This is a genomic window from Arthrobacter sp. NicSoilB11 (assembly GCF_019977375.1).
Taxonomy (GTDB): Bacteria; Actinomycetota; Actinomycetes; order Actinomycetales; family Micrococcaceae; genus Arthrobacter.
Genome location: NZ_AP024657.1, coordinates 1,939,290 through 1,952,327, shown reverse-complemented (window position 1 = coordinate 1,952,327; position 13,038 = coordinate 1,939,290). Strand labels below are relative to the sequence as shown.

The following is a 13,038-nucleotide window of genomic DNA, read 5'->3' as shown; positions in this document are numbered from 1 at the left end:
GAATGCACGTCACCGACCACGCAATTCCACCAATACTGGCGGTTTCGCGGCGTCCTGCCGAGGCAGGCCACGTCGGCCAGCTTCTCAGGAGAACGTTGACTAAGTCCAGGGTCAGGATGGCTTACTTCAGGTGCCGGACTGCTGCCCCAGTTCGCCACTCTGGTGGAAGCGTATCCGTGCGGTCGACCCAGAGGGACCATCGGCCCTGTCTGAACCTGTTTTGGTGCGGAACGCTTTCGTCTATGCCGTTCCTTCTTGAGTACGGAACCGACCACGGAGCTGGCTGGTTCACGGTTGCGGGCACGAACTCCAGGGACGCCATGGCCAAGGCTGTGGAGGCTTTGCGGGGTCTGGAGTGCAGCCATGCGGTGTTGCGGCAGACTACTTACCCGCACTCCCTTGTTGGGCTGGGACCGGTTGTCGCCGCCTATACCAAGGGTGGAGGGTGGACGGTACAAGGCGTCTGGCCGGGCCTGTGACGACTTCTGCCACTGGAATCTGGCTGTCAGCCAAAAATTGGACGAGCTGACAGCGTGGAGTCCGCAGCGAGCGACTCCAACCTCGTGAGGTTCGTGGGGGTTCACACCCGTGGACTTTCTGCGCGATATGCCCCTCCGCGCTGTGTCGGGGAACTCGTATGCAGAGGGCTGAAGCACAGGTGGTTCATGGCCCGACGCGGTGCTGATGCTAAGCCGACGCGGCGCACATTCAATGCCCTGACCGGCCCTGGCGGGGCAACCGAGCCTAGACTCCTGATCATGATCTCAGTCGAAATGCAGGGCCGAGCCGAGCATCGCTGGCCGGCCGTGATTGGCCTCCTCGCTGCGCTGGGCTTATACGGGACGCTGCCGACGACTTTCTTGCCGGGCGTCCGCTATGTCGTCGTGGTGGTCGGATTTGGTCTGCTGATTCCGCTGGTGGTCCTGAATCCTCGCCGGCTGACCCGCGAAACCCGCTGGTCCAGAATTCTTTCCATTGGCCAGGCACTCCTCCTGGTCGTGGCCAACGAGGCTGCCTTGGTTCAGCTGGTCATTGCCCTGACGACAACCAACAGCAACGGACCCACCCTTTTGCTCGCCGCACTTCAGGTATGGGTAACGAACGTGATCGCTTTCGCCTTGGTCTATTGGGAACTGGACCGCGGCGGACCCGTCTCCCGCCGGCACACCCCGCGCCCCCCACCTGCCCAGAGCAGACTTCCGCTTCCCGCAAGACGAAGACCACGACGCTGTCAAGGAAGTTGCGGCCAGATCTTCGGTCACTACCGGCTGGACGGCTGCGTTCATTGACTATCTGTACTTTTCGCTGTCCAACTCCATGGCATTCAGCCCCACGGATACAATGCCGCTTTCAGCCCGGGCCAAAGGACTGATGGGGTTGGAAGCCTTCGGCGGCTTCGTGCTGCTGGCGTTGGTCATCGCCCACGCCGTCTCCCTGCTCGGCCAATAACCCAGGGTGGTGGACGGCCCAGGCATAGGCTGGCAGGGCCGTCGCGGCGGCCACCCGCTGCCCGAAGAGAAGACCGCCCTACCTTCGCGCCACGGGCATGGTGCCCTCGGAGTTGAGGTCGGAGGGATATATTTTGGGTGTGCGTCTCCGTCCGGGTGTTCGGGCGGCCCGGGTCTCGAGTTCTTGCGGGTGCGAGGCGCCCAATTGGGAGGGCTCAACGTGTCTCAGAACGGTCGCCTCGAACTTCCTCGACCGGTAGGCCGAAGCAGAACCAGGCTCGCTTGGCTCGCGGGATGTGCTGTCGTACTGCTGGCTGCGCTGGCATTGTATTTCGTTTGGAATAACGGAACCGCGGCCGCCAGGGTGACCGGCGATTTCCTCATCCTCGCGGCCGCTGTGTTGGCTGGCATCAGTTGCAGCAGGGCAGGCCGGCGTGGTGAGAATGCACGGGCGTGGTCCCTCCTGGCTGTGGCAGCGTTTACCTGGGCTGCGGGGCAGGCGCTCTGGACTTACTTCGGGCTCACCAACAACAACACATATCCGTTTCCCTCGGTTGCCGACGTACTCTTCCTTGCGTATTCGATCCCTGCCGCCGCAGCGTTGTTCAGCTTCAAGCGGCCGGCTGACACCGCCCAGGTGGGTTGGGTCAGGTCGGCACTCGATGCCTCGGTGATTGCCGGCTCGGTCTTGGCGATCAGCTGGTACACGGCGCTCGGGCCGGCCCTGAGCTCTGAAGGCGACGTCCTGACCGTGCTGGTCAGCGTCGGGTACCCCGTCGTGGATGTGGTCATCACGTCCTTGGTCTTGGTCTTGGCCATGCGCCGGCAACCGGGCGAACGGCTTCCCTGGTTGTGCTTCGGCGGCGGGTTGCTCGCCCTGACCATCACGGACAGCACCTACGTCAGGCTCACGTTCGACGGCGTCACGGGCGTCACGGGATCGCCCCTTGCCCTGGGGTGGATTGGCGCCTTCCTCCTGATCGCGCTTGCACCATTGCTGCCGTACGCGGAAAACCCGCAGCCTGAGCGCAAGGCGTTCGCCCTGGCCCTGGAATTGCTCCCCTATGCGCCGATCCTGGCCGCGCTGGTTGTCGTGGCCGGCCCGCACGTCCAGGAAATGAATACCTTCCTGCTGGTGGTGGCCAGGATAACGGTCGTCCTCATCCTGGTCCGTCAGGTGCTGATCGTTGTTCAGAACCTCACCCTGACCACCGGCCTCGAAAAGGAAGTGGCCGTCCGGACCGCGGAGCTGGAGGGCCTGGGCGCGATCGTGAATTCCTCCACGGACGCCATCTTCAGCACTACCCCGGAGGGCGTCATTACCAGTTGGAATCCGGGGGCTCAGCTGCAGTACGGGTACGTTGCCGAGGAGGCCCTCGGCCGCGACGGGCGTATCCTCGTGGCGCCCGGCAGCGTGGACCGGACCGAGGACATATTCGAACGGCTGAGGGAGAGCGGCGCCGCGGTGAACTTCGAGACCGAACATGTGAGGAAGGATGGGACGGTCATCCCGGTGTCCCTGACCGTCTCACCGATCCATAAAGACGGGAACCTTCGCGGTATCGCCGTCATCGCCCGGGACGTCACGCTCCGCCGGGCCGCCGAGGACGAACTGAAGGCCGCCAGGGCGGCCGCGTTGGAAGCCAGCAGGCTCAAATCCGAATTCCTTGCCACCATGAGCCATGAAATCCGCACGCCGATGAACGGTGTGGTGGGATTGACCGCACTCTTGCTCGAAACCCCGCTGGATGACACACAGAAGCAGTATGCGCAAGGGGTCAAAGGCGCAGGTGACGCCCTGTTGGCCTTGATCAATGACATCCTGGACTTTTCCAAGCTGGAGGCCGGCAAAGTGGATCTGGACTTGCGTCCATTCGATCCCCGGGTTCTGGTCGAGGAAGTCGCGGGGCTGCTGGCAGAGCCGGCACAAACCAAAGGGTTGGAGCTCATCGCCTATTGCGAGCCTGACCTGCCCGGCAGACTGATCGGGGATTCAGGTCGGATCCGCCAGGTCCTGCTGAACCTGGCCTCCAATGCTGTGAAGTTCACCGCTGCCGGCGAGGTGGCCATCCTAATAAAGGCCGAAACACGCGATACCCGGCCCGGGTCCGCCGCCATGGTCTACTTCGAAGTCCGGGACACGGGAATCGGCATCGAACCCGCACACCATGCCCGGTTATTCGAATCGTTCTCCCAAGCCGACGCCTCAACAACCCGCCGCTACGGCGGCACCGGACTGGGTCTGGCAATCTGCAGCCGCATCACAGACGCAATGAATGGCGAGATCGGGATGAGAAGCACCCCCGGTCAAGGGAGCACCTTCTGGTTCCGTATCCCCCTGCCGGTGGCACCGCCGTCGACCGATCCCCTGCCGACCGCCGAAATTCTCACCGGGCTGCGGGTACTGGTGGTCGACGACAACGCCACCAACCGACTGGTACTGGAATCGCAATTACGCGGCTGGCGGCTGCAACCTGACGCCGCGCCCGACGCCCGGACCGCCCTGGCCAGGGCCCGCGAAGCGGCAGAACGGGGAGAACCCTTCGACCTTGCGGTACTGGATCTCTGCATGCCCGAAACCAACGGCCTGGACCTGGCCCGCTCCATCAAGGCCGACCCCGCCCTGGCAACCATGGAACTGATCATGCTCACCTCCACCATGCAGATCCGCGGCGCAACAATTGCCGAAGCCGGGGTCCGGGAATGGCTGATGAAACCTGTCCGCAGTTCCGAGTTCTACAACCGCCTGATCCGCCTGATGTCCACCAGCGAACAACGCACCCCCGCCGAGAGGCTCACGGCCCTGACAAGTGCGGCCTTGCGTGAGCGGCCAGCCACCAGGCCCGCGAGCCCAGGGCATATCCCCGGCCGACTCCTGATCGTCGAGGACAACGAAGTCAACCAGCTCGTAGCCCGCGCAACAGTGACGATGTTGGGCTACGCGGCGGACGTCGTCGCCAACGGCGTTGAAGCCGTGGCCCGCACCGAAAGTACGCGGTATGACGCCGTCCTGATGGACTGCCATATGCCGGTCATGGACGGGTTCGAGGCCACCAGGATCATCCGGAGCCGCGAGAACGCGAGCAGCCGGCTGCCCATCATCGCCATGACCGCCGGGGCCCTCGACGGGGACCGGGAACGCTGCCTCGCCGCCGGCATGGACGACTACCTCTCCAAACCTGTTGCCGCCACGGACCTCGAAACAGTCCTGGCCCGGTGGGTCCCCGATCAGCCAACACGGTTCGTGCCCGGGGAACCCCTGGCCGTCACCGGCCGCCGGACAGCCAGTGACCAAGCGTCCCCTCGGGCGGGGCTCGACCAGGGCCGTCTGGCCATCCTTCGAGACCTCGGATCGGTGGGCGGGCTGGGGCTGCTGCCCGCCGCGGCAGAAGCGTTCCGGAAAGATGTCCCGCACCGGCTTGCCGCGCTGGACAGAGCAATCAACGACCACGACGGTCCCGCAGTGACCAGGGCCGCACACGCCCTCCGGGGTGCCGCGGCCAACATCGGAGCCACGGCAGCTGCGGCCCTGTGCGGCGACCTGGAAACTCTGGGATCGGCCGGGCAGTACGACGACGCTGCGGAGATGGTCCGCAGGTTGGAAACGGAGCTTGAGCAGGTGGATATGGAACTCGATCGTGCCCTGGACGTCGCCCCATGATGGTCCTGGTGGCAGATGACGACCCGGGCTCGCTGCTGGTGGCCCAGGCCGCCGTCGAACGCTCCGGCCATAGCTGCCTCACCGCCAGTGACGGCGATGAGGCTTGGGCCCTGTTTCTGGAACACCAGCCGGACGTGGTGGTCACGGACTGGATGATGCCCGGCCTGGACGGACTTGCTCTGTGCCGCGCCATCCGGGCACGGACCACCGACCTGTACACCTACATCGTGCTCCTTACCTCGCAAGGATCCCGGGACGACGTCCTCGCCGGCCTCGAGGCCGGCGCCGACGACTACGTCACCAAGCCGCTGGACCCCTTCGTCCTGCATACCCGGCTGCTTGTGGCACGGCGTGTGACCACACTCCACGCCGACCTGGCACACTATCGGACGATGCTCTCCCACCAAGCCCGCACCGATCCCCTGACTGGCCTGAGCAACCGCCTTAAGCTCACCGAAGACCTCCAACAACTGCACGCACGCAGCCTCCGGTACGGCGAAGATTATTGCCTCGCCATGTGCGACGTGGACAACTTCAAACGCTACAACGACATCTACGGGCACCAGGCAGGCGACCTCGCCCTGCAGGCCGTTGGTGCCGCCCTCGCCACAGTCGCGCGCGCCAGCGACGGCGTATACCGGTACGGCGGCGAGGAATTCCTGCTCGTCCTGCCAAGGGAAACGCCACAAGGAGCCAAGGAAATGCTGGAAAGGGCACTCCAAGCGGTCCAGACGCTGAACATCACCCATTCCGGAGACCCCACCGGCCACCTGACACTCAGCGCAGGCATTGCAGCCTTCGCCGACTACCACGACGAGGCCGACAACGTTCTGCGTGAGGCCGACGCGGCCCTCTACGCCGCAAAGGCGGCGGGCAGAAACAGGGTGGCAGCCGCACCTTGAAGCTGCTGCTCCACGACGTAGCCTGCCGCGGCGACGAGTACTCGTATGTCACGAAGACTCGAGACTGTCGAGTCTTTTCGTTAACTAAGGTGCCTGATGGTTGCCTGGAATAACAGTTACCGTCACCTGGAATTAATCCACGGACCGTAGGTTCGCTTGCGTGAACAGACCCACAGAGTCCGCAAGAACACCCACGACTGAGCAAGAGTCCAACGTTTCCAGCCTGCAAAAGCTGTCGGCCTTCGTACGTGGCCGTAAGCCGCTTGCCATCGTTGCGGCCAGCTGCACCCTCGCCGTTCTGGGCGGGGCCGGCATCGCAGCCGCCTCCACCATCCCCTTCGGCCAGCAGCAGGTCGGCTCCGAGGATGATAAGGGCGAGCAGATCTCCTCGAACCAGGAGATCAAGCCCATCGGCGACCGCCTGATGACGCCCTTCGGAAAGATCATGGGCTCGACCGTCAGCCCGGACGGCCGCTACCTCGTCGGGACCAGCGCTGACCGGTCCGTCGACCTGCAGGTCTTCGACCTCACGACCTATAAGCCCGTGGCCGCCGCCGGCACCCAAGCTGCCACGGCCTTTGCCGCCGCGGCTGCCAACGCCGGGTACGCGAACATGGCCTACCAGCACATCACGGACGGTTCCGTGGGGCAGGATGGGCCGGTTTTTTCGCCCGACGGCAAGTTCCTCTATGAGCCCGTCGCGACCGGGATTGTCCGCTACCCTTTCAACCCGGACGGCTCGCTCGGCGCCGGGACGAAGATTAACATCCCCAACGCCGGTGACAAGCAGGCCCTGACCGCCGGCATGGCGTTCTCTCCCGACGGCGGGACGCTCTACGCGGCCGTGAACGGCCAGAACACCGTCGTCGCGATCGACCCCGTCGCCGGCACGATCAAGCAGACCTTCGGTACGGGTATCGCCCCGCGCCAGCTGAAATTTGTTGGCACCCGGCTCTACGTCTCCAACGAAGGAGGCCGCCCGGCCCTCCCGGGGGAGCCGACCATGAACTCCTATGGCACGGACGTCCCGGCAGACACCAACCTCGGGACCTCCACGACCGGTACGCTCAGCGTCATCGACACGGCCAACGCGGCCGCACCGGTTGCCTCGATCGACGTGCAGCTGCATCCGACGGCGATGTTCCTGGAGGGCGCCACGCTGTACGTGGCGAACACCAACAGTGACACCGTCTCCGTCGTGGACACGGCCAGCAACAAGGTCCTCCAGACCATCGCCACCCAGCCTTGGGCTTCCTCCCAGGTCGGCTACGAGCCCACTGCGATCACCATGCAGGGCGACCACCTGCTCATCTCGCTCGGCCGGGCCAACGCCATCGCGGTCTACAAGGTCAACAAGGAAGATCCGAAGGACCCGGCCAGCTACATCGGCCTCCTGCCCACGGACTACTACCCGGGCAACGTCACCGTGGTCAACGGCCAGATCGTGGTCACCAACATCCGTGGCATCGACGCGCGCGGCCCCGAGGTTACCATCAACGAAGGCCCGAACACCACGGCTGCCACCGGACACGGCACACACTCCACCACGGCATCCCTCACCAAATTCACCCTGCCCAGCGATGAAGAAATCCAGAAGAACACCGAAACGGTCTTTGAGCAAAACGGTTGGGACGGCAGCTCGGTCAAGGAAGCGACGGCCGCCGAGGCCGCCAAGATCCCGGCAGTCGCCGTGCCGAAGCGGATCGGCGAGCCGTCCACGATCAAACATGTCTTCCTGATCGTCAAGGAAAACCGCACCTACGACCAGGTGTACGGCGACATGAAGCAGGGCAACGGCGATGCATCGCTTGCCCAGTTCGGCGCGAAGGTCACGCCCAACCAGCACGCGCTGGCAAGCCAGTTCGGCCTCTACGACAACACCTACGACATCGGCACAAACTCTGCCGAGGGCCACAACTGGATGATGCAGGGCGACGACCCGGCCTACACCGAGACCAGCGCCGGTGAGTACAAACGCTCCTACGACACCGAGGTCGACGTCCTGGGCCACCAGCGTTCCGGGTTCCTCTGGACCGCCATCAAGGACGCAGGCAAAACCGCCAGGAACTACGGCGAGTTCGACTCCGAGGAAGGCAAGCCCGCAGGCGCGACCTGGCAGCAGTACTACTGCGCCGCCACCAGCACCATGGCCGGCGGCGACCCCGCCCAGCTCTTCACCCCCGCACTGCAGATGCACGCCAGCTCGGCCATCCCGTCCCTGAACGAGATCACCGACCCGAACGCCGCACCATTCGACACCTCAGTGCCCGACATCTACCGCTACGCCACCTGGAAGCAGGACTTCGAGAAGAACGGCCCCAAGAACTTCCAGATGACCTGGCTCTCCAGCGACCACACCGGCGGGACAGCCGACCCCGAAGCCCAGGTCGCCGACAACGACCTGGCCGTGGGCAAGATCGTGGACGAGATCTCGCACTCGCAGTACTGGAAGGACTCCGCCATCTTCATCGCCGAGGACGACAGCCAAAACGGCACCGACCACGTCGACGGCCACCGCGCCCCGGTCCAGGTCATCAGCCCCTACGCGACCCACGGCAAGACCGTCAGCACCTTCTACTCACAGATCAATATGGTCCGGACCATCGAGCAGATCCTCGGCGCCCAGCCGCTGAACCAGAAGGTCGCCGCCGCCACCCCCATGTTCGACGCCTTCACCAACAAGCCCGACCTGACACCGTACTCTGCAGTCCCGAACCAGATCCCGCTCACCGAGGGTGTCAAAACAGCACCCGCCTGCGGGCCCGACACCCTGGGCCAGACCGGAGCCGCTGCCGCCGCGGTAAACGACGCCGCAGCCGAAGCCGCCACCGTCCCGGCCCCGATGAAAGACACTGCCGAAAAGTGGGACGACTGGTCGGCGAAGCAGCACCTGACAGGCAACGGCGCGAAGGAAGACTACGCGGACCCCAACCTGTTCAACCGCTGGACCTGGTACCAGGCCCACAACTGGGCAACCCCCTACCCCGGAGATGAGACGATCTACGGACCCGACGACGTCCCGGGCATCCCCGCCGGATCAACCAACCACGAGGACGGCTGATCAAAAAGCTTCCCGGCCGGTCGGCCGACAGTCGTCACGAGCGAAGCCTGAACAGCGACTGGACGTCCTTAAAGGGTCCCGGCTCCACTTTGAACCGGGACCCTTTATAGGTCCAGGGAATAAGTGCCCGAATTCTCGATTCCTGCCGAACGGGACTATTTCAGTCCCGAGCCGGCAACACTTCTTCGTCGCGTACTGGGAGTGCCACCTACGATGAGCTAGCGCGTCCGCCGGCACGTCGGTGCCAAACTTCTTCACGAGCGCATCTGCTCGCGCTCGTACTGCGCCAGGCCAAGATTTCGTCGACCTCGCGGGGGTCGTCAAGGAGCTTTGCCATCTGCGGCCGAATCTTTGCCGCGACCAGGCGGACATCGCGGCGATGAGAATGCGGTTCTCCTCAACGCCGGCTTCCAGTGGCGCCTCCAGCTGAAGTCTGGGCTTTCGGGTTCGTGCTACCGACACGCGCATAGCGAAGATTCAAACAGCGCTCCCGTCTGTCTCATCTCACGGACTCTTGTGAAGTCTCAAAACAGTCAAATCATACACGGTGGGTGAGACCTTTCTGGCCTCGGAATACGGGAATTTTTGGGGTTGATGGCAGAGGTGCTTTTACCTGTAGTCCGTGACACGCCCCGTATTGCGTCTAAGGCCCCCTGACTTATTGGAGCCGGGATTCCCGGAGAGCGGGAACTTTGTCGTCCGCCAAGTGGGAAGGTAGAGGCCTGCACAGGCGAAGACCCGCTAACGAGCACCCGAATTTAATCTGGTGCGCCGGGGAATGCTTCCTAAACTTCTGGGTGGAGCGTAGCCTTGCGCTGCGATTCACCAGCAGATTCAGGGGGTAGTGCGTGGAGGGGAGTCTTCTTGATGGCCTCTCGGCCTACGAGCTCTATATCGTCCTTCGGAAGGTCTCTTTGGGTGCGGGTATTCCGCCCCTTATGTTGGTGCCGATTATCAACTCCCCACCGCACCCTCAATGGGCTATGACCTTGGCAGGCCTGCTCGTATGCCTGACAGGCGGATGTGTAATTTACTTCGCCCAGGTATCAACCATGAAGGAGAACCGGGAAGTCGAGGCTGGATACACGACGCTGCCACGGGCTCACATGGACGTAGCGCAGAGAAACCCATACCTGGGCCGGGTGATTCGGATGACTGGTGCGCAATATCTTGAGCGCGACGATTTCAAAGCAATTGCGACACGGACGAAATTGGAATGGAGGAGCGCGCGAGCCGGAAAGGTCAGCCTATGAGGCAGGGATAGATTGCTCCTAACGACGGGACGGGGACAAACGTGCAGACGGAACTGGTGCAACTGACCAAGGAAATTCAGGTTCCCTCCGTCCGCGCTTCCAACGGAGACGCTCCGGTGTGGCAGTTGGGCGCCGTCAGAAAGAGCCGGCTCAAAGGTGCCGTCATCTCCAGTCTGGTGTTCCTCTTGTTGCGGGCGCCGCCGTCTTGGCGCTGGGGTTCGAGACGCGTCCCTTATGGGGGCCGTACTTACATACGCCGGCCATGGTCATTGACTCGGTCGGCGTCCGCTCCGGCAGGAGCACGTCGTGCCAGGTCACCCTGCGGTTCATTCTCGATGGGACACCACACACGACCAAAGTCGTTGATCCAGACCCTGGCTCATATCTTCCCGCGCCGGGCTCCGACGTTGACCTCGTCTACGACCCGAAGGAACTGTCCGGGGTTCTCATCGCCGGACGTGAAGTGGGATCCGGATGGTGACAGCAGTGATCGCGTTCGCCAGCGTTGTAGTGGTCTTGCCAGCCCTGGTCGTCATGGTTGCCTTCATCCGCTCCTACCGGAACGCACGCATGACAGCGGGTAAGAAGACCTGGCGCGAGATCACTGCCGACGTGAAAGGGTGGACAGCGGACACGCTGCCGGCCAGCCTTCTTGTGCAGGTCAAGAGCAGCGAGGGGGCGGCGCGGGAGTGCCTGATCCGTTACCGCGCCCAGGATTTGCCCGGGTTTGTCACCTGCGGCCGGGAGCCGAATCCGCCTGTGGGTCGTGGCCGCCGGCAACGGCCACGCGATCATCACGGTTCCGGGCAACCCGGGGGCCAGTGACGCCACCGTGTCGATACCAAACGGCTTCGAACTTCGCACGCACGGTTTGTGAGCCTCCCGGCGGCGGCTCCCGCTGGACGTTGAACCGGACTGGCATTTTGCGGCGATGGTTTAGGCTCGGCGGCCTCGACGCTTTGACGGACAACTTCGACCAGGTCCGCGTGACGGGGCTCTATGGTCAAGGCTCCGGCAGTGACGGTGAGAAGGTCTCCGACCAGTCACGGTCGATGCCACAGGGCACGAGCTCCGCTGCGAGGTAACCGACACCGGTGTCGGCATGAACGAGGAAGAGATGGACCAGGCTTTCACCCGCTTCTTCCGCGCCGCGAATGCACATTCCTCGACCATTCCCGGTGCCGGCCTGGGGCTGGCAATCACCAAATCCATCGTTGAAAAGCACCGGGGCTACATCACCCTTTCCAGCAATCCCGGAACGGGCACGACCGCAACCCTGACAATCCCGGCCGCCGACATGGAGTCCCTGAGCACGACGATTCCCTCGTGAACGCGGCCGACCACCAAGTAAACCCACGGCGGCAAAAAGAGGCAGGATATAGGTAGCTGTAACCCTTACGTGGCGTTATGCGGCGGTGTAAATTCAGCCCTGTGGCAGCGACCATAGATTTGAATCGCAGGCTTCCATGTGGACGCACCAACGCCCCAATGACGTGAATCGGCGTACGAAGGATCGTTTGTGGAGACGAGCTGGCCTCGCCGTTATCCTCACGCTGTCCGGCTGTACTTATTCCAACGATGCGCCCGCACCGTCGTCAAGCTCGTCCAGTCCCTTTGCTTCGCTGGAAAATCAGGTCCAACTGTTCCTCGACGAGGGCGCAGTGGCCGCCGTCGTCCAAATTCGCTGGCCGGACGGCGCGTGGTCCAAGGCATACGGCGTGCGTGACCTTGTGACCAGGACCCCGGCCCAGCCCACGGACCGGGCGGCGGTTGCGAGCGTCACCAAGACAATGACTGCCATCGCTGTGCTCAAGCTCGTCGACGACCACCTCATCGGACTCGACGATGCAGTCAATGACGTCATTCCCGGGTTCACGTCATCGCTCAAGCCCCCCGGCCCCATTACCGTAAGGCAACTGCTCAGCCACACCTCCGGGATGCCGGACGTCAACGATGCGTTGCCCAAGGATGTCGACTTCCGTACCCTGTTCCCCCGGCCGCTCACCATGGACGAGAGCCTGCAGCTAGCGGGAACCCTCCCTTGGACCGCGGCCAGTGTCGGGTCCTTTAAGTACTCGAACACAAACTATTTCGCGCTCGGCATCCTCCTCCAGACGCTGCGGCACAAGCCCTACGTGCAGATCATGCAAGAGGAGGTCTTCGACCCGCTTGGTTTGAGGAACACCAGCCTGGCTCGGGTCGACCCGCACGAGCCCGGACTTCTGCACGGCTACGTAACCCTGCGCGGTGAACGAATCGACACCACAGACATCACGCTCGCCGACCCCAACCCGGCCGGCGGCGCAGTTTCGACCATGGAAGACCTGAACCTCCTCATGGCCGGACTCTTTCAGGGACGGGCCGTCTCCGTGGCGTCCCTGCGCGAGATGAAGACAAGCCCCGGTTTTAGCCCGTACGGGCTGGGTCTGTGGGAACACGCCGACGGATGCTCGAAAGAGTCCCGACACGAGGGCCTAGGCATGTTCGATGACTACCTGACGGTAGCAGTCAGCAGCGGTGACGGGCGTTACCAGGCGGCGATGACCGTCACAACTCCACCAATGCCTGCGGGGTTCGAGGACGCTTCCACCGAGAACAAGCGTGACCTGCTCCACGGCCAGATCGAGTCAACCCTCAACGAGACCCTGGACCGGCTCTGCAGACCAGCCAACTGACAAGCCACCGGGTGTCTCCGCCGGGTGACTTGTTGTGG

General features: G+C 63.5%; 8 protein-coding genes. All 8 read left to right on the top strand.

The features are described from left to right. Window positions 1-758 precede the first annotated feature (758 nt). The 8 genes from LDO14_RS09005 (at window position 759) to LDO14_RS08970 (ending at window position 13,000) form a co-directional block, all read left to right on the top strand. Window positions 759-1,289, top strand: coding sequence for a hypothetical protein (locus tag LDO14_RS09005; protein WP_223994906.1), 531 nt, complete (start codon window positions 759-761; stop codon window positions 1,287-1,289). Between the two features lie 628 nt (window positions 1,290-1,917). Next, on the top strand, window positions 1,918-5,109 hold the full coding sequence (locus LDO14_RS09000) for a response regulator (RefSeq protein WP_223994904.1): 3,192 nt from the start codon (window positions 1,918-1,920) through the stop codon (window positions 5,107-5,109). Next, entirely contained in the window at window positions 5,109-6,011 is a 903-nt protein-coding gene (locus tag LDO14_RS08995) for a diguanylate cyclase (protein WP_346656254.1), read from the top strand. The genes LDO14_RS09000 and LDO14_RS08995 overlap by 1 nt, the downstream gene beginning before the upstream one ends. 160 nt (window positions 6,012-6,171) lie before the next feature. Next, the gene (locus LDO14_RS08990; RefSeq protein ID WP_223994887.1) at window positions 6,172-9,072 is read left to right on the top strand and encodes an alkaline phosphatase family protein; all 2,901 of its coding nucleotides are present in this window, start codon (window positions 6,172-6,174) and stop codon (window positions 9,070-9,072) included. 1,515 nt (window positions 9,073-10,587) lie between these two features. Next, complete coding sequence (locus tag LDO14_RS08985; RefSeq protein ID WP_223994885.1) at window positions 10,588-10,806, top strand: hypothetical protein; 219 nt, start codon at window positions 10,588-10,590, stop codon at window positions 10,804-10,806. Window positions 10,807-10,811: 5 nt separating this feature from the next. Beyond that, complete coding sequence (locus LDO14_RS08980) at window positions 10,812-11,150, top strand: hypothetical protein (protein WP_223994883.1); 339 nt, start codon at window positions 10,812-10,814, stop codon at window positions 11,148-11,150. A 277-nt stretch (window positions 11,151-11,427) separates the two neighbouring features. Then, the gene (locus LDO14_RS08975; protein WP_346656252.1) at window positions 11,428-11,655 is read left to right on the top strand and encodes an ATP-binding protein; all 228 of its coding nucleotides are present in this window, start codon (window positions 11,428-11,430) and stop codon (window positions 11,653-11,655) included. Window positions 11,656-12,043: 388 nt separating this feature from the next. Continuing rightward, window positions 12,044-13,000 carry a serine hydrolase domain-containing protein gene (locus LDO14_RS08970; protein WP_263422496.1) on the top strand — a complete coding sequence of 319 codons (957 nt, stop codon included), beginning with the start codon at window positions 12,044-12,046 and terminating at the stop codon, window positions 12,998-13,000. The last annotated feature ends 38 nt before the right edge of the window (window positions 13,001-13,038 follow it).